Raw genomic sequence first — 21133 nt, 5'->3', positions numbered from 1 at the left:
CCTCCCTTTGCTTCATCACTCAGGTGTATTTATTAAAATTATAATTAATTAAGTAAATGAACCAATCAACGATATTTAAAGTACATAAAATGAATTAACTTAGTAAATGGAGGTGTAGAAAATTGAGTTATTCAACTGGATATGGTCCCGAACATGTTAGGCCAGCTGGTGCAGGATTCGCATTACTTATTGTATTGTTTATATTGTTAATAATCATTGGTGCGACTTTCATAAATCACCGTGGATATCCCGGAAACTATTGCTAAAACAATATCACCCAATAGACGATAGAACAAGACAGGATTTTTGACCTGTCTTTTCCTTTTTATTTTATTTGTTATTTTGTTTACATAAATTTACTGGTTACTAAAAATATTAGAAGGTTTAAGTAATGTAATTTATTGGGTTCAGAATAAAGAAGCCTAATTTTCATCAAGATTTTTCATCTTTATTAAATCTGAAACTGTCACAAATTCGTAGCCTTGTTTTTGAAGTTTATTGATAATTTTATCTAGAGCTTTTACAGTTTGACTTCTATTTCCCCCACCGTCATGAAATAAAATTATATTCCCAGGTTCTACTCCCTTTAATACTGTTTTTTCTATACGATGGACACCAGGACTTTTCCAATCCTCTGTATCTTGATGCCAAGACCACATAACCACTTGGTAACCTTTTTTTACAACATTTTGAATCATTTCATCAGTATATTGCCCCTCTACCGGTCGGAAAAGCTTTGGATGATTTCCAGTGATACTATAAATCAAATCCTCTGTTTGTTTTAACTCTATCTCTAATTTGGGCAACGTTGTTTTTAAAGGATGTGTAAAGGTGTGATTGGCTATTTCATGCCCCTCATTATATTGTCGTAAAATTAACTCTGGATTTTTTTCAGCATTTTCACCTACAACAAAAAATGTAGCCTTCGCATTATGTTTCGCTAAAATATCTAGTATTTCTACTGTGTATTTTGGATGAGGTCCATCGTCAAATGTTAGAGCAACTACTTTTTCTTTTGTCTCAATCTCCCACATTATTTCTCCGGTTTTCTCATAATAATATCTATCTTTATCAGCAGAAGCCCTTATATCTGATTCAAGTACAAGCATTATTCCAATAAAAAACAAGCATATAAATAAAGTGAGCATCTTTTTCATTAATAATCACAATCCAATCTATTTAATAAGTCACCAACCTTTGTTTACCCTTTACTTTATATAAGATTTTGTACAATCATAAAACTTTTTGTATTCAGGAATAATATCTCAAAAATTTTGCCTAAATGGTTACTTCTTTTCATTTTTCTGTTCCTCCGGTTCGTGTAGAATCTTGTGGATCAAGTGAACGAGGACGGTTCTTATATTCAGTAGCTCTTAGCCTAAACAAAGACTTTTTAATAGTGGACCAGCTAAGATCAGTTCCAATATTCATATAAGAAACGCCAAAAATTCTCATGTTTGATAAGTAAAGAAGCAAAAGAAATAACGTGACAAAAAATCCAAATAAGCCTAGTGCAGATGTAACGAGGATTATAATGATTCGTACAACACTAACGGCAGTAACAAGAGATTGATTGACTAATGTAAAAGTAGCGATAGTGGATATAGCAATAACAAAAATCATTGCTGGACTTGTTAAACCCGCCCGAATTGCTGCGTCTCCAATAATTATTCCTCCTACTACGCTAATAGTTCCTCCTATGACACTCGGCAATCGTAGACCCGCTTCTCGAAAAAGTTCAAACATGATTAACATTATTAGCATCTCTATCGCTGACGGAAGTGGAAGTCCTGTGTTATTTTGGACAACTGTTGCTAATAACTGAAAAGGTAATTGATCCTGATGGAAGGTAGTTAATGCTAGCCAAAAAGCAGGTAATGCTACGCCTATCATAATGCCAACTATTCTTAATACTCTTTCTGCAGAGCTATACACAACAGGATATTCTATATCCTCGCCTGCCTTTAAAAGCAAAAATAAATTCACTGGAGTAATCACAACATACGAAACCCCATCTACTAATATAAGAAACCTTCCCCTTACTAGCGCTTGTATTGCAAAATCTGGTCTTCCTGTATAGTCATTTTTCGGAAAAATAAGAGATGACTTGTTCACTCTCTCCATAAACAACTCTCCACCAAAGACGATATCTATATCAATTTTATTTATCTGATCTAAAATATCCTGAAGAATATCCTTACTAGCAATATCCTCCATATAAAGGATAGCCACTGTTGTTTTAGACCTTTTTCCTATCTCCATTTTTTCTACGCTCAAAGAATTGGTAGGCAATCTTTTTCTTATTAAAGCGATATTAACCTCAATATCCTCAATAAAGTTATCTCTTGGCCCCTTAATAACTACTTCCATTCTGGACTCTTCTGGACTTCTATTGGGCTTCTTTGAAATATTGCTTGAAAATGTAAGTTTTCCATCCTCAAAATATATAATTAAATAGCCTTTAAATAGCTTTGTTATAACTTCTTCCTTCTTGTTTAGTATTTTTAGTTCAGGAATATGAAGTTTCTCTAATATTGTTTCCTCAAGCGATGTTTGCTCTACCTGAGTACATGTCTCTTGAACTCGTGGGACAATGACTTCATTCAACAGCTGAACATTTACCATAGAGTCACAAGTGATAAAATGAACTTTAAATTGTCCATAAGTATACAATTGAAAATTTACATCTGCATTCTTTTTAAAAAGATTTTTGTATGTTTGAAGATCCAGTGTTTCCTCAGTTGGATTCACTTATTATCCCCACTTTCCTTAGTTTTTACATTTCCAACTTTTTATTGGAAAGTTACGAATAACTTGAGATCGTAATTCGGTCATTTAAAATGTTCGCCAATATTTGATTACTTTTTACATTTTTTAAAAGATTATTCTTTTCTAAAAAATTTAGTTATCAAATATTTAGCCTAACTATATTTTTTAAATATACATATATTAATAGAAGCTCACTGATGTAAGAAGGTTAAAAAATGTGGAAAAATGAAAATTATTACAGTCCAATTTCTAATAACACTTATCAAATTCATAATTCAACTAACTCATCATCTTACAATACTGCTATCACAGGTGGATGGATAGAAGCAATTGGAACAATTGTAGCTGCAATTGGGAATACACCTTCTAAACTACTTTCAAAATCTACGTTAAAAGATTTACGTTTAATTGGAAATGTATTGCAAGCAAGCGGAAGTGCTCTTGTAGCTGATAATGAAGAATTATTATTAGATATAGTAGGCGATCAACTTCAAGCAATAGGAAACGTTACAGTTGTGGCAGGTATTTTAGCTTCTAATGAGCAATCAAGTCAACGTTTATTAACACAGGGTAATCTACTTCAAATATTAGGTACAGGGGTCTCTATAAACACTCAGGAGAACTTATCTTTCATTCAAACCATAGATAATATAGGTAACATTGTTCAAGCGATAGGCAATACAATTCAAGTGTTCGCTAACACAAACACAGAAGAAGGTATATATATGAATGCATTAGGTGTTTGGATTCAGGCAGGTGGTACTGTAATAACAGCTTTAGCATCAGATTACGATGACTAAATTATTAAAAATAGATACTGCTTGTATTATTTTTTCAATTTAGCTTTCGTTAATTGAAATTTACATGTATCAGAATTGAACTGATGGAGAAATATAGTCGTATGTAGCATTTTATTGCGTAATTCTACATCAAAGTAAAAGAAAACGAGGTGTGAAATGAATTTTCCAATAATACATACAAACTTTTGGGATGCTGTAATAGCAATACCCGTAATTATAATTATCACCCAAATAATCAAGATTATTTTTCGAACACAGTCCAAATATGTTCCTCTTGTAGCCTTATTATTAGGACTTCTTATTTCTGTTTTCATCAGTCATCGTCACCATCTTATTGCTGGCCTATTTATGGGCTGGTTTTATGGCTATGCTGCTATAGGTAATTACTCAGCTTTAAAAGCTTCATTAATGGCATATAGAAAAAAGTAATTATTCAACCTAAAATCTTGAACATTTTATACACTCTTCCCATAAATATAAACAAAGGAGTGTGTAAAATTGCAAAATTACCATAGCCTTTGTAGCAAATACGCTCAGATTGTAAATGGCAAATTAAGCATGAAGCAAGGCATTTGCTCGGTAGAGCTCGATCGTTCATTTGGGTTAACTATCCAAGGAAGACCAAGTAGAAGTGCCCTCCCAGCTGGTATTACTTTTGAATCATTAGATGCAGAAGGAAATGCTCTCAATCTTGGCGAAGTGGTTGTCCTTCAAGAAGAATTACCCATATTTCTTAAAGCACTAGTAAGAAACAATTTAATTGTTAGTGCTATTCATAATCACTGGATTTTCACAAATCCAACCGTCCTATACGTACATTTCCAATCTGTAGAACCACCTTTGTCATTTGCTAAAAAGTTTTCAGATTCCTTTAGACTTCTAAACCAATGAATAAAATGAAACTCCATTAAGAAGAACAATTTATTCATTGTAATAATTCATTGTAGGAGGAAAGTATTTGAATAAATTTAATCCAAACGAACCCAATCGAACTCTCGAATCATTATTGAAGGAGCTCGCCAATATGGGTGAGGAAATAATTAAAATATCTGAATCAATTAAATCAGATGCGGAAGTAATAATGGAAGAAAAGCAACAAAGCAAAACAAAAAGGGAAAAAATGCAACAACAGATTAACAATATTATGTCTGAAGTTGAAAAAATAAAAGCTAACAGAAAATAAATTTTAAAAACTAATTAATCTGCATAAACTATTAATCAGGTGTGATGTTAGTAGTTTTAGTTTCTATCCTTGGTTTAATTCGTATCAAACAGTTTTAAGGATCTTCATATGAAGGTCCTTTTATTGTTTTCAACATAATCAACTTTTTACAAAATATTTGATAAGAATAGTTTGATGCTAACGAGCCACAATAAAAGAAGATATTTTTAAATAAGGAGCATCAATTTCTATGGGTGATATAAATTTTTGGGACATGATCTGGAGAACTACAATTTCATTTTTAGTTTTACTTATTTTGGCACGGGTTATGGGGAAGAAGCAGATAAGTCAGCTCACTTTCTTTCATTACATTACAGGAATAACTATCGGGTCCATTGCTGCAGAAATAGCTGCTCAAAAAGAAACTCCATTTGTTGAGGGATTAATATCATTAATTTGCTGGGCTGCACTTACAATCCTAATGACGTATCTTTCTCAACTTTCTCCTAAAATTCGTTTATTATTGGATGACGAGCCGACTATTATTATTAAAGATGGAAAAATATCTTTGAAATCATTAAAATCTACACGGTTAAATATGGACGACGTTATGATGCTATTAAGAGAACAATCGATTTTTTCCATAGATGACGTTTTATTTGCAGTATTAGAAACAAATGGAGAACTTAGTGTTTTCAAAAAGCCTTCCGAACAAAACGCAACAAAACAAAATGTCAAAGCTGACGTTTCCTTGCCAACCTATATGCCAACAGAAATCATATCAGATGGCAAACTTTTATATAAAAACTTAAAAGAACTTAATTTAGACGAAGAATGGATAATGAAAAAATTAAATAAACATGGTATACAATCTATTAAAGAAGTTTATTTTGCACAATTACAAACGAATGGTTCACTTTCAATAAATTTAAAGGATAATGGTCTTTAGAATGATTCATTAATATTACTTGCCAGTTGCATTTTCAAAAATATTTAAATAAACAATTAGATTAAAAGGAAAAAGATGACCCTTTAGTGTATGGATCATCTTTTTAATTCCTCAAGTTCCTTAATGACATAGTCTAATTTTTTTTCAATTTGTGAGAGCTGATTTTTTTGCTCACTTCTAATTTTTTTTTCAGTTTGTTCTTCCTCTACCATTTCCTGCAATATAACTCCTTCTCCTATAGTTCCAATAAGAAGACCTAACGTTTCAAATACGGATCCCAAAAAGCCTAACGTTAGCCCTAAGTTCGGTTGCTCAATGAATTTTTCATTCTTTTTGGATTGCATGTGTTGTTAATCATCCTTTAACTGTCTTTTCCTTAGAATATGATGACTTGAGAGTTTTTGTTATTTGTGTCCAAAGTATTTGGTTCAATTCCATTCATTGACACCGTTTTTTAAAATTTTTAATAACCACAAATATTGTAATATTAGTATTTAAAATAATTTCTCTCAGACAAGGTCCATAAAACTATGTTTAATCATATATTGACACTGGAGGTGAAAAAAGAGTGAATCAAAATTCCATTCAGACTTCTATGCATACAGAAGTATTAAGTGATATTTTGAAAGCGATTGATGGTGAGTTCACAGCAATTTCATGCTATGAGTTATTAGCAGACCAGGCGTCAAATGCTGATATTAAAAAACGTATTCTTGAAATCAGAAATGATGAAATTAGACATTACGAAACATTTTGGTATCTGTATATTTCTCTAACCGGAAAGGAACCTTCTCCTAAAATCAATAGACAATGTCCTGCCGATTATAGAAGCGGGATACTCGCTGCATTCATAGATGAACAGGAAACCGTTGATTTCTATCATGATATCGCTAGAAATACCGATAATCCAGTTGTTAGAGACACTTTTACACGTGCCTCAGCTGATGAACAAAATCATGCGGTTTGGTTTTTGTATTTCATGAACAATTAGTAATTGTAAAGTATATAGCCAACAATTATTTGGGCTTTTGCTACTTCACATTTAATTTCAACTACGAAAACTATATATAATCATTCTTCCTTGTCTAGAAGGTGACCAAAGGTAATAACAGACCTAAGAAGCCTGTTTATTTTACCCATATTGACTCTAATATTTTGCAAACCTACCTTTCATTTATTTTCGCCGTGTTCATATGCTAAAGAACAACTGAGATGTAAAGTAGTCATCCCTTCTTTGCCTCTCGGTTAATGAAAGGACCTATTATCGAGGGTCCTTTTTATTTAGGCTAAAGATCAAATACATAATCGCTTTCTATTTGTATAAACTATAATTACAACTGGGATTTTTGCTGATTATACCCTCCATTTCTTTATCCCAGCTGTTCTAAGGGCCTTCATGAGAAGGTCTTTTTTTCATACTGCCTATAAATTGCCGTCATTCCATTGTTCATTCAATATAATAGCTCCAATTATAGATTTATCTTAGGGGATGCGTTATCTTTGTTATAGACCTTTCGCATTTTTAGTATGTCGTTTTTTGTCGAACGAAACTCTTTTTCCGTTCTCGTACATATCTTCTTCTAGCCATTCATTGCCACAATGAGTACACTCAACAATCGTTGCTAGTTGTTCTACTTCTGTATCTGAATATGTTCGAAAAATCTTCTTCAAAGATTTTTCTCTACTTCACTTTTTGTTTCATCCAAAAAACTGTATAAAATAATTCAGCTTTGTCTACCATGTAACTAGAGCCGAAAAGCAGTCCTAGGAAGCCTGTTGATTATGCCAATCTAGGCTCTAAAATTGCCCTTATAAAAGTCTGAACTATATTCCAGTGTTTCATTTATTTTTTATTTCAAAACGAGGTAGAATTCATGAAAGTATTTTTAATAATAGCTGCACTCTCTCTTCTGTACATCACATTTATTTATTATTTATTTATAAAGGAATACCGCAGTTAAGGATTTATTTCTGTTGTTACGTATAAATACTCAGAATACCAGTAACTGAAATTCCAAATACCCCCATTAAACGCCCTGACCATAATCTTCCCTACTCATATGCTATAAGAGATCAGAGATATTATTTAAATTCCCTTTCCTTACTTCTTAGTTAACAAAAGGACCTTATTCCAGTGGGGCCCTTTTGTTTTGCTTAGTATGCACACCTAGCTAGAAATTACATATACTATAAAACCGCTGGGATGTGTGTCTGTTTTAACCTCCGTTTTAATGTCCAGTTGGTCTCAGGATCTTCTTATGAAGATCCTTTTTGTATTGCGACGTACTTTCCACGAACTATGCCATAACATATTTTCATTAACTTGAAATTTTAAATATTGAAACTTCTAATTATTTGAAACGTATTAAATATCAACCTACTACCTGATTGGAAGTGAAGTAATGAACTTTGGTGCCTGGATTGCTATCGCATTAGCACTTTTTTCAGCTATATTCTTCTCAAGCAAAAAGAAAAGTAAATAACCTTTCCTGAGATTAATTCAAGTTGAATTAATCTCTTTTCTAACATAGTTTTTATCAACCAAGCTGTATCTCTTCTGTTTTGAAAAGTCTTTTATCACAGTCCAAACAATACACATATTTGCTTTGTACTTGAGTCAAACACTCATACATGTTACCGTTATCGGCTTCACTGCCATCAAAGTTAAAGCGCATAATACCCGAACCTTTATAGCTGTTTTTAGTGTAAATCCCTTCTGTTGAACCACAATATTTACAACAATCCATTTACTCACCCCTAACGGTACAATTTGGTACAACTGTGACGCTTTATCTACGAACTGCGTCTTACTTTTCTTAAAATTTTTAAAGGATTTTTTCTTCTTCTATCGAATAATATATTGCATTAAAAGAAAAGGTGGAATGTTTATGAATTCGATTGCTTCTCCAATTGCTTGTAAGGTAAATAATGTTTTTATCCATGTTAGTAACTTAGAAAAATCCGTCGAATGGTACAGCAAACTACTTGGTTTACCCTTTCAAAAGGATAATGTATCATCGCCTGTTTACAATATCCCTGTTTCAGGTGAAACTGGTCTTACTTTAGATGATCATACTTTCGATCCAGGTTTCACATTAAATCCTTCAAACCATGTTTTATTTAACTTCTTCGTCAAAGATATAGATGAAGCATACAAATTTATCAAAGGCGAAGGGATAACTGTTGTTAGAGAAATAGAACGTATTGGTGATTTTGCCTATTTTAACTTTCAAGACTTAGATGGAAACGTATTAATGATCTGCAATTGTTAAATGCTTTGAGCAATGGCTAGTTTTAACTAATCATTGCTCTTTTTCTTATTACATAGTTTGTTTCAAATACGTCTTAAATCCGATAAAATTATTTTAATTTTTAATAAATTATCCACAAATGTGGTAAATGTGTTGATAACTACACAATTACCATTCCACCTTCACCACCGCCCTCGGATTCTCCGAGTAAAACTTACGAACATTCATTTCTACTATTTGAGCATCATCATGCCAAATTACTTTACTCATTCCATCCTTAATACCCTTCACCAAATTATCTAGATCAGGTTTCTTAGTTGGCCTTAGTTGCCCAGCTATTGCTTCTGCTCTTTTTTTCTTGCTTAACGATTTTGGGATAGGTCTGTATATATCTACATACAATCGAATTTCAGTTTCTATAAGTGCAGCTGGTGCATGCTCTGCAGCAACCATTTTTACAAATTGTTTAAAGTCCCTTGATTTGATAGGATCTATTGCTCTGACATGACCACCAAATGTTGAGAATTTAGGGCGTTCTTGTGGTTGAATGTTGCCTGGTATTTCGAATAAGATGTTCATTCTTACACTCCTTTGAAATTTAAAGGGGCACTTGGCCCCTCTCTAGTTAGTCGATGATATAAACTTTTTTTGCTTCAATTTCTTCGGATAGTTCATTACTTAAATACTCTGCAATGTTTGCCATGGCATTAAGCTCCCAAGCACCACCATCAGCCTCGAACAATCCAACACGACCACCATCTTTAAGGCGAAGTACAAATTCAGACTCTGGTTGCGGTACCTCTGCAAATGTTCTGAATGGCTTTAAAGTAACTGGGTTAGGAACGTTTACATTTCCTACGGTTGCCACTCCTGTTTTAGCTGTAACTCGTTGTGTAACTCCATCATCTTGTGTCTGAACTGAATTTTCTTCAATGATGGAACTAACTACTTTGAGTACTTGTTCTTTATCTGGATTTCCTACAAAGCAAGCCTGCAGCATGATTTGGAATTCCTCACGATCGATAAAACGCTCAAATGTGATACTCGGTAACAATGCTCCAGCTCTAACATAAGTACGACGATCATTTATATCGTTTAGAGCATCAAAAACATTTACTTTAGTTGGAGACTCTACATGAATCATCAATGTACGCTCGTGATCAAAGTTCGATTTCACATAATCTACTAGACCGGATAAGCTGCGGACATTAATTGCAGTAACCTCCTGTTCCTTATCCAAACGGTAAAGTTGGTTAGTGGAATAAACCTTTCCAGCAGCTTCAATTGTTTCAGGGCGTTTTAATTCCAATAGGTATGATACGAATTCTTTTAACATGTAATTTCCTCTTTTCGATTTTTAGTTTTAGTTTGATAGATTACTAGAATTTATTTGAATTGAACTACTTTCTTATTGGTCGGTTCTTCTGCGGGTAAAGGTTGTCCAAGGTGATCTAAGATTTCTCCGTCATTACTAATAAAGGATTGCCCAGGTATCCCACTCTTTAGCTCTGCACCAGTTACTTGACCGTCTGGAGCATAATCAATGAGTATTTCAGTTTCAACTCCCACAGCTGGCACAAGAGTAGATTTAGTATCAACCACTACATTAGCTAGGTTACGCTTCTCATTAGCCTTAAGCGTGATGCTAACCGTTACCTTTCTAGCTTTCTTGTGATCCGTGTTTGGATCAGCAATATTATCAAGTGCTTTCTGCAACTCGATATTTACCTTTTCAGCTAGTGCACCACTTGCAAATGTATTTAAGTCGATGATTTTGTTCATGAATGTTTCCTCCTATGTGTTTGTACTGGAATACCTGTTTTATTGATTTGCGGTTGTTCAAGGCGCCAACCATCCGCTTTAAAACTACTAATCTCTTGCTTATTTAAATGTCCACTAACTGTCATCACTTGGCGGTCCACGGCCTTGTACATAGTTGTGATTAGCAATGTGGATCACATCCTAGTAGCCGTTCGCTTGGCGGTTATGGTTAATCTCGTTTTTCTCGAAATAAGCTTGTTCTATTTGCTCCCATGTGAAGCCTAATGAAAATCCTAAAACTACGAATCTCTCAAATAACGAATCATACCAATGGAACGATTTCGATCTTCTTAATTGGTCTACAAATGAAAATACTGTACTGAAATTTATCATTGAGTCAATTTGTTCAGGAAGACGTTTAACGGAACTGTGGTTTATACATAAGTCTGTAAACTCTAACTCCAACCCTATTGATAAAATGAAATGCAAGCAATCCACGTATTCTTCTAGGAGTGGATTTCTGACACCAATTACTCCTGTGCAATCACAATCTATACATTCAATAAATTCATGATTTCCGGTTCCCTCAGCATCTTCTTGAATCCATTCATAATTTAAATCACCAGTTCCATCACATAAAGAACATGGAATATCTTCTTCAACTCTTGGTTCCTGATCTTTACTCCACTTCTTAAACCCGCGCCATTCATTGGCGCATTCCCCAAGCTCAACTTGTAAGGCAAGGATTTTCCAATCTAAATTGTTTTGCCCTACTAACTCTGGATGATTTTCCATAATCCGAGCATCAAGTACCTTCTGAGTGTCAAATAGCTTAGCTAGATTCATTGATCCACACCACCTGCCATCAAGTCAGCCTGTTCTACAAAACCAATATGTTGCTTCATCAACCACACATTGATTTGAGCGGTGTATTTTAACTTCTCCAGCATTTCATTTACTCGAGCAAGTTCCGTACTTTGGTTACGATAATCGACCTCTAGCTTGCGGAACTCAGCTTGGTATTGAAGAAGCTCATCTATAGCCTGTTTTTCTGCTTTTTGAGCTAGATCCAATTGCTCTTTAAGCCTCTCATCATTAGCTTTGAATTGCTCAATTACACCCTCTTCTTCTGTTGCAACCACTTCAGATACCCCCTCTTTCGTTTTAGGTACAAAATCTTTGTGAGCTCTTCTACCTCCCTCTAATTTTTGCCCCATGAGACCATTTTCTTTTTTCCAAGCCGTGAACTTATTTACATAAAGACCGAACTCCGCCATGATCGCACGGTCATTTATTCCTTGAGCTTTTCTTTCTTTGTATATCTCAGGAGTGAGTTTGGTTTGAATTTCTTTGTCTTTGCCAACTTTATCAATTGGTTTAGTTGGTTTTATGATTGCCTTTCCCTCATATTTTGCTACTTCTCCACCCTCGAAGAACTGAACTATTTTTTGATTGTCTTGCCATAACTCATTAATATTAGGAACAATATCTTTTAGTGCCATCAATCGGTTACGATAACTTTTTAACTTAGCTCGTTCTTCCTTTTGCTTTCTTTTCTCAGCTGGTGTCATTTATTCCACCCCCTGAAGCAAGATTCCAATAAGCTTTCGCTATATGGAGTTAATGTTAAATCAGGACTGGTTGAACGTTTATGCTGCCTAACCACTTTCTTAAAATCCTCAAAAGAACGCGTTCTGGAAACAACAAATGCAACTTCGTTTGGATCCTTTAGTGAATGATCATCAGATGAAATAACATTGATGATTCGAGCGTTTTCTGAAACAATATCCATTGGCTTAGATGCGGTATTTTTATATACTTCGCTTGTCCAACTCATTGAGTTGCCTCCAGATCTTCAGGTAATACTCTTTTGAATCCTCTTAAGTTGCAAGCTACCAGATAAACAATTTTAAAAACGTGACTAATCGAAATGAATTGTCTATCTTCTTCATACGGGTGATACGCTTGGCACAATTCAAAATCTGTATTGGTAGAAATTCTTCTTTTACCTACTACTATTCCGGTCAATTCTTTATGTTTTACAGGCTCTTTGAAAACGACATTTATCACAACTTCATCTTCAAAACGTTTTATTTCCTTGTCGTTTAAATATTCAATGTCACTAAGAAAACCACTGTTACCAGTATTTTTCAAAGACCTTGAAAACTTAACCTTTTCACCTAGCATAAAGGGTTGCTTTCTCACGACTCCACCGCCATTCTTCTAGCTAGCAAACTTCTAAGAGAGTAATAATCCATTTCTTGCAATTGCTCTCCCTCAGGGCCTTCATGGAGACCTTCACGTTGCAGATCATCTATAAGCATTTGTCTTTTTGTTTCCAAGGAAGGATTAATTGTTTGTCCAATCATTTAGCTGCCTCCATCCGCTTTTCAGCTTTTCTTAATTTAATTTCAAGTAGTTCCATTTCACAATCACATTTTTCTTTGTTATAAGGCTCTGAGGGTTGGACTAAGTAAAACCCTTGTCCTGGTATCCAGTTAGCCATTACACCGTCCTCCTATTCAAATAAGAGCCGTTCAAACTCTTCATTTTCTGCCTCAGCTTCTTCATCCCTAATGGATTCTTCAGGCATATATATCTCAAGGCACATTTTTTTCACTCTGCTTTTTACTCGGCCTTCTTTATAGATTTGATCTAAGTTATCAATGGTCTTGTTGGATGTGAATAGAGTGACCTTTTTATGTTCCAATCGGTAATCTGTGATGTCGTAAAATACCCTTTCAGCAAATTCACTCTTTTTTTCAACAGCTAAGTCATCAATGACTAGGACTTCCACTTCTCTTAAACTTTTGATGATTTCACTCTCTGAGGTTGTATTGTCACCAAATGTCTTTTTTATCTGAGTGAGAAGATCGTTTGCCTTTATAAAAGCAAGATCAACTGAATGTACTTTCATTAGGGCATTAGCAATACTAGAGACTAGTCTTGTTTTGCCAGATCCCTTTGTAGTACTGAATAGATATAACCCTTTACCATTGTTTTTTAAGGTTTCATAATTAGCTACGAAGTTTCCAGCAGCTTTTTTAGCTATTGATGCAGTCTCTATGCTTTCGTTATCCTTATACAAATTGACATCAAAAGAATTCACGGTGGCATCTTTGAAAATCATAGGAATACCAGCTAAATCCAGTTTTTTATCAATCTCAGATTGTTTTAATCGTTGTTCGTGACACTCACACTTTTCCATCCATTCTGCACGTTTTAAATTTCCGTCCTCGTCAATCTCATCCTTTTTGTTTTGACGAGACCAATCCTTAATCCATATCCATCCTGTTCCATCACATTTGTGATAAGGACATTTTTCAGAAGGCTTGGTGAGTACCTCAATTGGATTTGATTCCAGCGAGTCTTTTGCGTCTTTCATTCGCTGCGCTAATTCGGGATTGGACTTCATCATCTCCTGGAGTACTTGGCTTATCGGTTGCATTGTTTTCACCTCTTACACGTTTGGGGTTGGTTAATATCTTTCTGGTATAGTTCAAGCTGTTAGAACCATTTAACCTAGTTTCTTTCATTGCTTGAATTACCTTTTCTTCACCAAAGTCATCAATCAATCCACCTAGTTGATCTGCAATGAATGAACTAATGGTTCCAAAACCTTCATCTTCATAAAATTGGAATGGATTTGAAGGCCCTTTATCATCTTCTTTATTACCTTCTTTCTTTCTTACATTCTTGTTAGCTGTTAGTTGACTGTTAGTCGTCTGTTGATTGACTGTTAATTCGTCTGTTACTTTGTTTTCTTGTTGTTGATACATCGCCCAATTCACAATGGTTATGAGCCTATTTTGCTTTGTTGATTCGTCTGTTAGAAATTCGAATTTTTCAAAACGCTTTAAAGCAGTCCTCACCTTCTGAATAGTGATTCCCTTACCTGCTTTTTCAACGATTGATGGAAGAGAAGTGACAAATTGTCCAGGTTCCGCTTTATATCTTTGGCCCTTCCATTCCCATTCTTTTTCCTTATGGTTCGCCATTGTGAGAAGGGTGATTAATATCACTTTTTGTTCGGGCGTAGACCCTTCCCATATTGGTTTTTCTGTGAGTCTACGGTGTAATTTAATCCACCCTCCCAATTTGCTCACCTCAGTCTAGTAAATATTCAATTTCAAATGTATTATTCAATTTCTTTGTCTGCCTGCAATAAGCACACTTCTCACATCGTATAGGCTTATCTAACCCATTTTTAACTCGAATAAAGTTATCCATCATCGTTTCTGTGTAAGCCAATTCAAAATCGAAACGAGAATCATCAAAATGCAACACAGCTTTATCTGGAGGACTTTCTTTTGTTACTGCAACAATATAAGGATTGAAATAATCTCCTGTGTTCCTTTGTATTACCTCACGATAAATAGCCATTTGTAGAACATAATCAAAGGCTTGAACAAACGAAACATGCTTATGATACTTATCTGACCAGTAGCGATTTGAAAGGCTCTGAGTGGTCTTTAAATCAGTGAACGTTTTACGGTCGAAGTTAATCGAATCCACTTTTATTTTCCACTCAACGCCAAATAGGTTAGCGGTAAATATCTTTTCTTTCACACCATCCATCGCGAACATTGCAAATGGATCTTCTTTTATAGTTTGAATCATCAAATCCGCTTGATTATATTCGGCATATTTACCACCACGGCTTTTATAAATTGAATCATGATTTTCTTCTTGAAACTTAAGGAACTCTTCTTCGCTCTCGAAAGCTGCATGAGTATAGGAGCCAACCATCAAAGCCGTGCTGGACGGCATTTGATAGTCTCCATTTATACTTGCTACCGTTCGAGCTTGGCAATCCATCATGTTCTTGAATTGGGAAACTGAAAAGTAGTCTTTATTCGCTTCATTGCTGTGGTAGTTCTGGCTGTTCAACTGAAGTTTCTTTCGATGTTGTTGAGTTAGCATCTACAGGAGCCCCCTTAACGTCATCCTTTTTAAATGCTTCTGTCAGATCACTCGACTTTTTCTTTCCTTCATCTTTATCAAACCAATCTTCTACAGATGACATACCATCTTTTAAAGAGTTATGGATCTTAACTAATTCAACTAAATCGTATTCACTAAATGAATTAGCGTTATAACCGAACTTTGTTTCAATCATTTCTTGAGTGATACCATATGAATTTTTGAATCTAGCAAGTGCGTTTGCAATTCGATCCTTCAATGGACCATTGTTTTGTCCTGATAATGTTTTTGTGCATTCATCAATCGCACGATCTACTATATCGCCTGGGATAATTCCTAAGATGCACGCTCTTAATCGACGTGCACCATCATTTGCTACTTTTTCATAAATATCACGTGGATCTGTAAGGAGTTTTAAACCTTTTTTAGTACCGATTGCGTGTTTTACTACGAATACCTTTTCTTGGCGTACATTCGTTTCTTGGTCCCAGCAATAAGCCATAGCTACGGATTCGCCTTCACGTTGCTCGAGTTCTTTAATCCCAAAGGATAAGTTCCCCCAATTTTGGGCTAATACTTCTGCTAATCTGATAGATGGACCAGTTACCTTTGTTCCACCTCGTGGATATTGATACATTGCTACTTGAGCAAGTGTCGGTCGTTTGCAAGAATCTAAAATACGTTGTTCTGACTGAAATGTATTACGTGGGAATTGCTTGGCCATGAATATTTGACCTTTAACTTCCTCCATTTCACGTGAAGACGTTGCCTGTGCTAGAACCCCGTTATTTTGATTGTTTTGAAATTGTGTGGCTAAATCATTCATATTTATTGCTCCTTTGCAATATAGTGTTATTAAATGTATTTAAGGTAGGTCATTGATTGCTCATATCAATAGCTTGTCCCTCATTTATCAAATGTTCTCCCAGACAATGGGTGCTGCAATAAAATTCTCCGTTATGCTCGATACCTTCACGAGAGTATATTTCCTCGTTACATTTGACGTTGGTACAATCACTGATAACAACAGGCTCGTAAGTATCCGTTTGTGGGTGACCACTGCTAAGGATTGGATTTTCAAGCATGTACTTCACCTATTTTCGAGTAATATTTCACTTTAAATATGATGTGAGAGTAACCATGGAGTCTTCTGAACTCCGCTATCCCTTCTTCGACATTCAACCCTTCAGAAGGTATATGCCATTTTTGACCTGTGGATGATGTGATTTCCCATAAGTAGCTGTTCATATTGTTACCTCCTTGTTTTTTTGGAGGTCCTGTACTAAAATGAAGTTGTATATTTATAGCAGGACCCGAACTCGTTGCGCCAACAACGGGTTTTATTTTTTGTCTTCATTTACTTCCACAACTTCACATTCCAATTCAACAAATCGAATGGCTTCTTGAATAGCATCTACCTTTGTTTCTTGGAGGTTATAAGCTTGTTTAGCTGTCACCATATCTTCGATAGCATCTGATGTTGCTACGTCATGAGCTAGTTGATCCAGTATTTCATGCTCATCCGAAAACCATTGAGACAGTTTGATTAATAGTTGATTCATATAAATTTCAATCTCCTTCTTAATTTTTTAAATAAATCTTCGTTGATAAATGAAAACAAAATGAATGATTTCCTTTTATGACTAATTCGCTTTTGCATAACCTCATCACACGTTGTGATTATTTCATTTGCAATATCTAATACAACTGACAATCTTGTACTTTGTAAGACATTGTATTCCATGAAACCTCCAATATTTACGATTCCTTTTATAGCAATGTCCCCCATTGGAGGTAAATCTTTTTTTACTGCTTTTCCTGGAATTAGCGGACCAAGTTGAACAATGACTTGTCCAATATCGTCTACATTTCCTAAACAAGCATCTACTGCCACTACTAAATGATTTGGATAGTTTTGTTTAATATTTTCAATCGTTTCTTCCAGATTCAAAGCATGCAAAGGGTGATGAACAGTTCCAATCACTGTGTAACCTCTCTTACTTAGTTCAGATCCAACCAAGGGACCTAATGAGTCTCCTGTTGAACGGTCAGTACCTATGCAAGCGAATAGAACTTCCCTGTCAGAAGGTATGATTCGTTCCAACAATATTTTGTTTTCCAATTTATTCACCTCCTGATTTAATTTCTTTTTTCAGCTGGCCAAGTAGTATATTTAAACCTTCTTGACTAAGAACCAACTTTCCGTCTAGAACACTGATATTGTTATTAGATACTTCACCAGTCACTGCACAAGCGTTTTTAGCCTGATACTTCTTAAGAATGATTTGGTCTTCCTCTACATAAATTTCAAGTGGATCTTTATCAGCGATTTCTAATGTACGACGTAGCTCCTTCGGAATAACCACACGACCTAATTCATCCACTTTACGAACGATACCTGTACTTTTCATTTTTCTATCTCCCTTTTAGTTAGTTTTTTTAGGAATCCAACACTCTACATATCTAATTGCAGTTTGTAAGTCTTGACGCTTCAAATCTCTGTAACTAGCAACTCCAAAGCGGTCCTTGATTTCACGATAAAGTTCTGGAAATAACAATTTTCGGTGATTGTCTGATTTTGCATGTTCAAAAACTTTAGTTCCGACCAATTTTTGCAACCTACGTTGCTCTCCATGATCTAAAGTTATCTGGTTGTCCACCTTGTTTTTCAACTCATTTACCTGGACCTTCAAAACCTCTACTTCTTCTGATGTTTCTAAAGAGAGTCTCATTGAAGCTTTTAATTGTTCTTTTTCTGAAAGAGGTTTCGGCAAGAGACTTGCTTTTTCCATTTCTTCAAACCTAGTAACATATGCTGCAGTAAATAGAACGCCTTTTTCACCAGTCATTTTGTTTGCTACCATGTCGCACCCTTTGCGTGTAAGTAAGAAACAATCATATGTTTTGTTGTTTCCTTCGGTTTTGTAAGTGCTTGGAATAAAGAAATCCTGAGAACGCAATTCTGCGTTTTCTAAAATAACTACATATCCACTGATTGAACGCATTAGATCTGTATGACGCTTATCAATCATTTCAGCAACATCACGACTATCTGTTACAAGTTGTCCATCTAAAGAAATTACTTTTAATTGATCCATTCATAACTTCCTTTCTGTTTCATTCTTTGGTCTAACTGCATAGCTGCCTAATTACAAACAGCCACTTTGTATCTTGAATTCTCGTTTACCATTTCAGGTAGATTTGCACGAACTAATGCATCTGCAAATGGTGGAGGAACTGCATTGCCACATCGAGCTACTTGTTTTGATTTAGAGTATGTCTTACCTTCAAAATCTTCGTGGATTACATAATCAGAAGGGAATCCTTGTGCAGCGAACAATTCATGTGGTTGCAACATTCTCATTCCAATATCGACAATCCTATAGTCTTGACCATGAATTGTAACTAAACCAAAACGATCTCTTGTTGTTATAGTGTGTAAAGGTTCTTCTATTTGTTGACCAATGTCTGACCCGTAATACTTTGTAAGGAACGCATTTACAAGTCCGAATCTATTTGCGGTAGGAATTGTTGCGATAGGTTGTTGTAATGTCTGTCCTCTTACTCCATTTTTAGTTGTTTCAGTGTAATAAGTTGCTAAAAAAGGAGTTACTAATGCATGATGTCCACCAGTAGTTATTGTCTTAATTGGTTCGTCAAGTTTACTTCCTGGATGACCCGTTGTATTTACTAGAAGCGTTGGAGTTACTAAACAATGCTCTGCTTTTGTTGTAATGGTAGTTAATGGTTTATTTAATTGATATTGCAGTCTATCCCCTCCAAAACCTGTTTGACCAATCCGAACAATAAAAGGTGAAGGATTATTAACAACAAATCGTTCTATCCCCCGTGCGATTCTTCTCATAGTATTTTCCGCAAGAGGTTTCTTTCTATCAAAAATAGAAGGTGTACCTATTGACCAATCTATAATTTCACCCGCTGTTCTCCAAGGTCTTAACTTACCTTTTTTGACTTCCAAACTCTTTGGATCTCCATGAGTTGGCACTGGCCACTTAATTGGCTTACCGTCACAACGTGCGACCATAAAGAACCTTTTTCGAATTGTAGGTGCACCGTAATCACATGCTTTTAACTCTTTGAAATCCACCTGATACCCAAGCGATTCCAAAGCTTTTATGAACGAATGAAATGTTTTTCCTTTTTGTTTTTCATCTGGGTAACCTTTTTCATTCAACGGCCCCCAAGTTTTAAACTCCTCAACATTTTCAAGCATAATAACTCTCGGTTTCACTGCAATCGCCCATTTAACTGAAATCCATGCTAATCCTCTGATTTTCTTTTCGACAGGCTTACCTCCCTTTGCCTTTGAAAAATGCTTACAATCTGGTGAGAACCAGGCAAGTCCAACTTTTCGACCTTTAACGGCTTTTACTGGATCCACGTCCCAAACTGACTCACAATAATGTTCTGTATCAGGATGATTTACTTTGTGCATTGCAATTGCATCTGGATCATGATTAATGGCTATGTCCACGCTCAATCCTGTAGCCATCTCAATTCCTGTGGAAGCTCCGCCACCACCTGCAAAGTTGTCCACAATGATTTCTCTGAATAAATCTAGTTGTTGCATTTTCACCCCTCCTTAGCTTTGTGCTCCTATTACGACATTCCTATAAACTACTTTCACCTCACTTTTCTCTCACACCCACCAGTAAATGCTCAAACGTCTTGGCGTAGGCTATTGCTGTCGCTCGAGGCTTAAACTTGCCTGTCCTGGCGTACTCCGCTCGGTTTGAATATTTAATGCTGGGTGTGATAATGCTAGATTGCTAGATTGCTAACCCATTTCTCTCCACGTGTATACTCCCCAGCTGATTATGCTAATGAAACCAATAATCGCTACTACCATAAGTGCTGTGGGTGTCATGTATTCCCTCCAAAACTCATTGTTTTACGCCTGTCAACGTATTTTATTTTTATTACCATTCATCCATAATCTCTTGCATTACTTTTAAACTGGGTTCATAAAACCAAAGACGCTTACCTTTTTCCTTTCTACGTTCTAATAATTTCATTCGTGGATCATGGAGAAACTCTTGTTCAAGAAATGTTTTACTCATACAAGTTCTCTTTGTCATTTCGTTGATATCCCATGTGAACAAGGTTTGTCTCATAGTTTCATCTAACTTCTCATTGATGTAATTTCTAATCTCTTCATGGTTCACTTCGATTTGTACATTTGCGATAGTCATGAATCACACCTCCGCATTAAATGCTTAAAATTTTTCTAATGTGTTTTATGTGCTCTTGTGCTTTTGGGCCATCTTTGCGTCCACGAATAATATCAGATAGATATGCATTTGAAATTCCTACTAATTTAGCTAACTCATTCTGAGTCATATTTCTTTTAAAGATTTCACTTCTTACTTTTGCTCCTAAATCTTCAGGCATAACTTAACCTCCTTTTCAACATACTAATGACGTTGCTACCGTCCCTTCAGCTATTATTCTGAATAAAATATACCGTCATTGGCTCGGTATCACAGCTCTTTTCATT

At 35.3% G+C, this 21133-nt stretch carries 36 protein-coding genes; 8 read left to right on the top strand and 28 right to left on the bottom strand.

Features of this window, described 5'->3' with window-relative positions; genetic code table 11:
* Positions 1–122: 122 nt before the first annotated feature.
* Positions 123–266, top strand: coding sequence for a YjcZ family sporulation protein (locus ACQKNZ_RS02465; RefSeq protein ID WP_427657921.1), 144 nt, complete (start codon positions 123–125; stop codon positions 264–266).
* A gap of 156 nt (positions 267–422) precedes the next feature.
* Here the strand turns inward: ACQKNZ_RS02465 and ACQKNZ_RS02460 are convergent, their stop codons facing one another.
* Together ACQKNZ_RS02460 and ACQKNZ_RS02455 are read right to left on the bottom strand one after the other, a co-directional pair.
* The gene (locus ACQKNZ_RS02460) at positions 423–1157 is read right to left on the bottom strand and encodes a polysaccharide deacetylase family protein (protein WP_427657919.1); all 735 of its coding nucleotides are present in this window, start codon (positions 1155–1157) and stop codon (positions 423–425) included.
* A gap of 139 nt (positions 1158–1296) precedes the next feature.
* A complete protein-coding gene (locus ACQKNZ_RS02455) occupies positions 1297–2751 on the bottom strand; it encodes a spore germination protein (RefSeq protein WP_427657917.1) in 1455 nt (484 codons plus the stop codon).
* Between the two features lie 233 nt (positions 2752–2984).
* On the opposite strand from ACQKNZ_RS02455, the gene ACQKNZ_RS02450 reads away from it, so the two are divergent.
* The 5 genes from ACQKNZ_RS02450 to ACQKNZ_RS02430 all read left to right on the top strand — a co-directional run bounded on the left by ACQKNZ_RS02450 (position 2985) and on the right by ACQKNZ_RS02430 (position 5680).
* Complete coding sequence (locus tag ACQKNZ_RS02450) at positions 2985–3569, top strand: DUF6944 family repetitive protein (protein ID WP_427657915.1); 585 nt, start codon at positions 2985–2987, stop codon at positions 3567–3569.
* 156 nt (positions 3570–3725) lie between these two features.
* Entirely contained in the window at positions 3726–3998 is a 273-nt protein-coding gene (locus ACQKNZ_RS02445) for a hypothetical protein (RefSeq protein WP_427657913.1), read from the top strand.
* 69 nt (positions 3999–4067) lie between these two features.
* Positions 4068–4460, top strand: a complete 393-nt coding sequence (locus tag ACQKNZ_RS02440; RefSeq protein ID WP_427657911.1) for a DUF1259 domain-containing protein — start codon at positions 4068–4070, stop codon at positions 4458–4460.
* A 67-nt stretch (positions 4461–4527) separates the two neighbouring features.
* Positions 4528–4752 (top strand): hypothetical protein, encoded by a 225-nt coding sequence (locus tag ACQKNZ_RS02435; protein ID WP_427657909.1) that lies wholly within the window; start codon positions 4528–4530, stop codon positions 4750–4752.
* A 229-nt stretch (positions 4753–4981) separates the two neighbouring features.
* A complete protein-coding gene (locus ACQKNZ_RS02430) occupies positions 4982–5680 on the top strand; it encodes a YetF domain-containing protein (RefSeq protein ID WP_427657907.1) in 699 nt (232 codons plus the stop codon).
* Positions 5681–5775: 95 nt separating this feature from the next.
* Here ACQKNZ_RS02430 and ACQKNZ_RS02425 read toward each other — a convergent pair whose 3' ends face one another.
* A complete protein-coding gene (locus tag ACQKNZ_RS02425) occupies positions 5776–6024 on the bottom strand; it encodes a hypothetical protein (RefSeq protein WP_427657905.1) in 249 nt (82 codons plus the stop codon).
* A 224-nt stretch (positions 6025–6248) separates the two neighbouring features.
* Between ACQKNZ_RS02425 and ACQKNZ_RS02420 the strand changes: the two genes are divergently transcribed.
* Positions 6249–6671, top strand: coding sequence for a ferritin-like domain-containing protein (locus ACQKNZ_RS02420; RefSeq protein ID WP_427657903.1), 423 nt, complete (start codon positions 6249–6251; stop codon positions 6669–6671).
* A 512-nt stretch (positions 6672–7183) separates the two neighbouring features.
* On the opposite strand, the gene ACQKNZ_RS02415 is transcribed toward ACQKNZ_RS02420, so the two are convergent.
* On the bottom strand, positions 7184–7351 hold the full coding sequence (locus tag ACQKNZ_RS02415) for a hypothetical protein (protein ID WP_427657901.1): 168 nt from the start codon (positions 7349–7351) through the stop codon (positions 7184–7186).
* Positions 7352–8217: 866 nt separating this feature from the next.
* Complete coding sequence (locus ACQKNZ_RS02410; protein WP_427657899.1) at positions 8218–8427, bottom strand: hypothetical protein; 210 nt, start codon at positions 8425–8427, stop codon at positions 8218–8220.
* A gap of 141 nt (positions 8428–8568) precedes the next feature.
* Between ACQKNZ_RS02410 and ACQKNZ_RS02405 the strand changes: the two genes are divergently transcribed.
* Complete coding sequence (locus ACQKNZ_RS02405; protein WP_427657897.1) at positions 8569–8952, top strand: VOC family protein; 384 nt, start codon at positions 8569–8571, stop codon at positions 8950–8952.
* A 147-nt stretch (positions 8953–9099) separates the two neighbouring features.
* On the opposite strand, the gene ACQKNZ_RS02400 is transcribed toward ACQKNZ_RS02405, so the two are convergent.
* The 23 genes from ACQKNZ_RS02400 to ACQKNZ_RS02290 form a co-directional block, all read right to left on the bottom strand.
* Positions 9100–9510, bottom strand: a complete 411-nt coding sequence (locus ACQKNZ_RS02400; protein WP_427657895.1) for a RusA family crossover junction endodeoxyribonuclease — start codon at positions 9508–9510, stop codon at positions 9100–9102.
* A 46-nt stretch (positions 9511–9556) separates the two neighbouring features.
* A complete protein-coding gene (locus ACQKNZ_RS02395; RefSeq protein ID WP_427657893.1) occupies positions 9557–10267 on the bottom strand; it encodes a hypothetical protein in 711 nt (236 codons plus the stop codon).
* Between the two features lie 50 nt (positions 10268–10317).
* Entirely contained in the window at positions 10318–10713 is a 396-nt protein-coding gene (locus ACQKNZ_RS02390) for a replication terminator protein (RefSeq protein ID WP_427657891.1), read from the bottom strand.
* The gene (locus ACQKNZ_RS02385; protein ID WP_427657889.1) at positions 10710–10880 is read right to left on the bottom strand and encodes a hypothetical protein; all 171 of its coding nucleotides are present in this window, start codon (positions 10878–10880) and stop codon (positions 10710–10712) included. Before ACQKNZ_RS02385 ends, ACQKNZ_RS02390 begins: the two co-directional genes overlap by 4 nt.
* Positions 10881–10893: 13 nt before the next feature.
* On the bottom strand, positions 10894–11538 hold the full coding sequence (locus ACQKNZ_RS02380) for a dUTP diphosphatase (RefSeq protein ID WP_427657887.1): 645 nt from the start codon (positions 11536–11538) through the stop codon (positions 10894–10896).
* A complete protein-coding gene (locus tag ACQKNZ_RS02375; RefSeq protein ID WP_427657885.1) occupies positions 11535–12263 on the bottom strand; it encodes a hypothetical protein in 729 nt (242 codons plus the stop codon). The genes ACQKNZ_RS02380 and ACQKNZ_RS02375 overlap by 4 nt, the downstream gene beginning before the upstream one ends.
* A complete protein-coding gene (locus ACQKNZ_RS02370; protein ID WP_427657884.1) occupies positions 12260–12529 on the bottom strand; it encodes a hypothetical protein in 270 nt (89 codons plus the stop codon). Before ACQKNZ_RS02370 ends, ACQKNZ_RS02375 begins: the two co-directional genes overlap by 4 nt.
* A complete protein-coding gene (locus tag ACQKNZ_RS02365; RefSeq protein WP_427657882.1) occupies positions 12526–12897 on the bottom strand; it encodes a hypothetical protein in 372 nt (123 codons plus the stop codon). The genes ACQKNZ_RS02370 and ACQKNZ_RS02365 overlap by 4 nt, the downstream gene beginning before the upstream one ends.
* Positions 12894–13061 carry a hypothetical protein gene (locus tag ACQKNZ_RS02360; RefSeq protein WP_427657880.1) on the bottom strand — a complete coding sequence of 56 codons (168 nt, stop codon included), beginning with the start codon at positions 13059–13061 and terminating at the stop codon, positions 12894–12896. Before ACQKNZ_RS02360 ends, ACQKNZ_RS02365 begins: the two co-directional genes overlap by 4 nt.
* Positions 13058–13198, bottom strand: coding sequence for a hypothetical protein (locus tag ACQKNZ_RS02355; RefSeq protein WP_427657878.1), 141 nt, complete (start codon positions 13196–13198; stop codon positions 13058–13060). The genes ACQKNZ_RS02360 and ACQKNZ_RS02355 overlap by 4 nt, the downstream gene beginning before the upstream one ends.
* Positions 13199–13210: 12 nt before the next feature.
* Positions 13211–14077: an ATP-binding protein gene (locus ACQKNZ_RS02350; protein WP_427657876.1), complete on the bottom strand. Its 867-nt coding sequence runs from the start codon at positions 14075–14077 to the stop codon at positions 13211–13213.
* Positions 14037–14690: a DnaD domain protein gene (locus ACQKNZ_RS02345; RefSeq protein ID WP_427657874.1), complete on the bottom strand. Its 654-nt coding sequence runs from the start codon at positions 14688–14690 to the stop codon at positions 14037–14039. Before ACQKNZ_RS02345 ends, ACQKNZ_RS02350 begins: the two co-directional genes overlap by 41 nt.
* Before the next feature lie 109 nt (positions 14691–14799).
* Entirely contained in the window at positions 14800–15615 is an 816-nt protein-coding gene (locus ACQKNZ_RS02340) for a PD-(D/E)XK nuclease-like domain-containing protein (RefSeq protein ID WP_427657872.1), read from the bottom strand.
* Positions 15554–16441 carry a hypothetical protein gene (locus ACQKNZ_RS02335; protein WP_427657870.1) on the bottom strand — a complete coding sequence of 296 codons (888 nt, stop codon included), beginning with the start codon at positions 16439–16441 and terminating at the stop codon, positions 15554–15556. Before ACQKNZ_RS02335 ends, ACQKNZ_RS02340 begins: the two co-directional genes overlap by 62 nt.
* A gap of 49 nt (positions 16442–16490) precedes the next feature.
* A complete protein-coding gene (locus tag ACQKNZ_RS02330; protein ID WP_427657868.1) occupies positions 16491–16700 on the bottom strand; it encodes a hypothetical protein in 210 nt (69 codons plus the stop codon).
* Entirely contained in the window at positions 16693–16863 is a 171-nt protein-coding gene (locus tag ACQKNZ_RS02325) for a hypothetical protein (protein WP_427657867.1), read from the bottom strand. Before ACQKNZ_RS02325 ends, ACQKNZ_RS02330 begins: the two co-directional genes overlap by 8 nt.
* 92 nt (positions 16864–16955) lie before the next feature.
* Complete coding sequence (locus tag ACQKNZ_RS02320) at positions 16956–17177, bottom strand: hypothetical protein (RefSeq protein WP_427657865.1); 222 nt, start codon at positions 17175–17177, stop codon at positions 16956–16958.
* Positions 17174–17737, bottom strand: coding sequence for a spore protease YyaC (gene yyaC / locus ACQKNZ_RS02315; RefSeq protein ID WP_427657863.1), 564 nt, complete (start codon positions 17735–17737; stop codon positions 17174–17176). Before yyaC ends, ACQKNZ_RS02320 begins: the two co-directional genes overlap by 4 nt.
* Before the next feature lies 1 nt (position 17738).
* A complete protein-coding gene (locus ACQKNZ_RS02310) occupies positions 17739–18026 on the bottom strand; it encodes an AbrB/MazE/SpoVT family DNA-binding domain-containing protein (RefSeq protein WP_427657861.1) in 288 nt (95 codons plus the stop codon).
* A gap of 15 nt (positions 18027–18041) precedes the next feature.
* Entirely contained in the window at positions 18042–18713 is a 672-nt protein-coding gene (locus ACQKNZ_RS02305; protein ID WP_427657859.1) for a Rha family transcriptional regulator, read from the bottom strand.
* Between the two features lie 47 nt (positions 18714–18760).
* Positions 18761–20206 (bottom strand): DNA cytosine methyltransferase, encoded by a 1446-nt coding sequence (locus ACQKNZ_RS02300; RefSeq protein ID WP_427657857.1) that lies wholly within the window; start codon positions 20204–20206, stop codon positions 18761–18763.
* 349 nt (positions 20207–20555) lie between these two features.
* On the bottom strand, positions 20556–20828 hold the full coding sequence (locus ACQKNZ_RS02295; protein WP_427657855.1) for a hypothetical protein: 273 nt from the start codon (positions 20826–20828) through the stop codon (positions 20556–20558).
* A gap of 16 nt (positions 20829–20844) precedes the next feature.
* A complete protein-coding gene (locus tag ACQKNZ_RS02290; RefSeq protein WP_340862501.1) occupies positions 20845–21027 on the bottom strand; it encodes a helix-turn-helix transcriptional regulator in 183 nt (60 codons plus the stop codon).
* Positions 21028–21133: the final 106 nt, after the last annotated feature.

Origin of the sequence: Psychrobacillus sp. NPDC093200 (genome assembly GCF_050280345.1) — a bacterium.
GTDB classification, from domain to species: Bacteria; Bacillota; Bacilli; order Bacillales_A; family Planococcaceae; genus Psychrobacillus; species Psychrobacillus faecigallinarum.
This window is presented reverse-complemented; position numbering and strand designations above follow the sequence as displayed.

Coding starts and splice junctions, on each gene's coding strand:
- ACQKNZ_RS02460 (WP_427657919.1), bottom strand. CDS start 1,157: ATGAAAAAGATGCTCACTTTATTTATATGCTTGTTTTTTATTGGAATA.
- ACQKNZ_RS02450 (WP_427657915.1), top strand. CDS start 2,985: ATGTGGAAAAATGAAAATTATTACAGTCCAATTTCTAATAACACTTAT.
- ACQKNZ_RS02445 (WP_427657913.1), top strand. CDS start 3,726: ATGAATTTTCCAATAATACATACAAACTTTTGGGATGCTGTAATAGCA.
- ACQKNZ_RS02430 (WP_427657907.1), top strand. CDS start 4,982: ATGGGTGATATAAATTTTTGGGACATGATCTGGAGAACTACAATTTCA.
- ACQKNZ_RS02425 (WP_427657905.1), bottom strand. CDS start 6,024: ATGCAATCCAAAAAGAATGAAAAATTCATTGAGCAACCGAACTTAGGG.
- ACQKNZ_RS02410 (WP_427657899.1), bottom strand. CDS start 8,427: ATGGATTGTTGTAAATATTGTGGTTCAACAGAAGGGATTTACACTAAA.
- ACQKNZ_RS02405 (WP_427657897.1), top strand. CDS start 8,569: ATGAATTCGATTGCTTCTCCAATTGCTTGTAAGGTAAATAATGTTTTT.
- ACQKNZ_RS02400 (WP_427657895.1), bottom strand. CDS start 9,510: ATGAACATCTTATTCGAAATACCAGGCAACATTCAACCACAAGAACGC.
- ACQKNZ_RS02395 (WP_427657893.1), bottom strand. CDS start 10,267: ATGTTAAAAGAATTCGTATCATACCTATTGGAATTAAAACGCCCTGAA.
- ACQKNZ_RS02390 (WP_427657891.1), bottom strand. CDS start 10,713: ATGAACAAAATCATCGACTTAAATACATTTGCAAGTGGTGCACTAGCT.
- ACQKNZ_RS02380 (WP_427657887.1), bottom strand. CDS start 11,538: ATGAATCTAGCTAAGCTATTTGACACTCAGAAGGTACTTGATGCTCGG.
- ACQKNZ_RS02375 (WP_427657885.1), bottom strand. CDS start 12,263: ATGACACCAGCTGAGAAAAGAAAGCAAAAGGAAGAACGAGCTAAGTTA.
- ACQKNZ_RS02370 (WP_427657884.1), bottom strand. CDS start 12,529: ATGAGTTGGACAAGCGAAGTATATAAAAATACCGCATCTAAGCCAATG.
- ACQKNZ_RS02360 (WP_427657880.1), bottom strand. CDS start 13,061: ATGATTGGACAAACAATTAATCCTTCCTTGGAAACAAAAAGACAAATG.
- ACQKNZ_RS02355 (WP_427657878.1), bottom strand. CDS start 13,198: ATGGCTAACTGGATACCAGGACAAGGGTTTTACTTAGTCCAACCCTCA.
- ACQKNZ_RS02350 (WP_427657876.1), bottom strand. CDS start 14,077: ATGAAAGACGCAAAAGACTCGCTGGAATCAAATCCAATTGAGGTACTC.
- ACQKNZ_RS02345 (WP_427657874.1), bottom strand. CDS start 14,690: ATGGCGAACCATAAGGAAAAAGAATGGGAATGGAAGGGCCAAAGATAT.
- ACQKNZ_RS02340 (WP_427657872.1), bottom strand. CDS start 15,615: ATGCTAACTCAACAACATCGAAAGAAACTTCAGTTGAACAGCCAGAAC.
- ACQKNZ_RS02335 (WP_427657870.1), bottom strand. CDS start 16,441: ATGAATGATTTAGCCACACAATTTCAAAACAATCAAAATAACGGGGTT.
- ACQKNZ_RS02330 (WP_427657868.1), bottom strand. CDS start 16,700: ATGCTTGAAAATCCAATCCTTAGCAGTGGTCACCCACAAACGGATACT.
- ACQKNZ_RS02325 (WP_427657867.1), bottom strand. CDS start 16,863: ATGAACAGCTACTTATGGGAAATCACATCATCCACAGGTCAAAAATGG.
- ACQKNZ_RS02320 (WP_427657865.1), bottom strand. CDS start 17,177: ATGAATCAACTATTAATCAAACTGTCTCAATGGTTTTCGGATGAGCAT.
- ACQKNZ_RS02310 (WP_427657861.1), bottom strand. CDS start 18,026: ATGAAAAGTACAGGTATCGTTCGTAAAGTGGATGAATTAGGTCGTGTG.
- ACQKNZ_RS02305 (WP_427657859.1), bottom strand. CDS start 18,713: ATGGATCAATTAAAAGTAATTTCTTTAGATGGACAACTTGTAACAGAT.
- ACQKNZ_RS02300 (WP_427657857.1), bottom strand. CDS start 20,206: ATGCAACAACTAGATTTATTCAGAGAAATCATTGTGGACAACTTTGCA.
- ACQKNZ_RS02295 (WP_427657855.1), bottom strand. CDS start 20,828: ATGACTATCGCAAATGTACAAATCGAAGTGAACCATGAAGAGATTAGA.
- ACQKNZ_RS02290 (WP_340862501.1), bottom strand. CDS start 21,027: ATGCCTGAAGATTTAGGAGCAAAAGTAAGAAGTGAAATCTTTAAAAGA.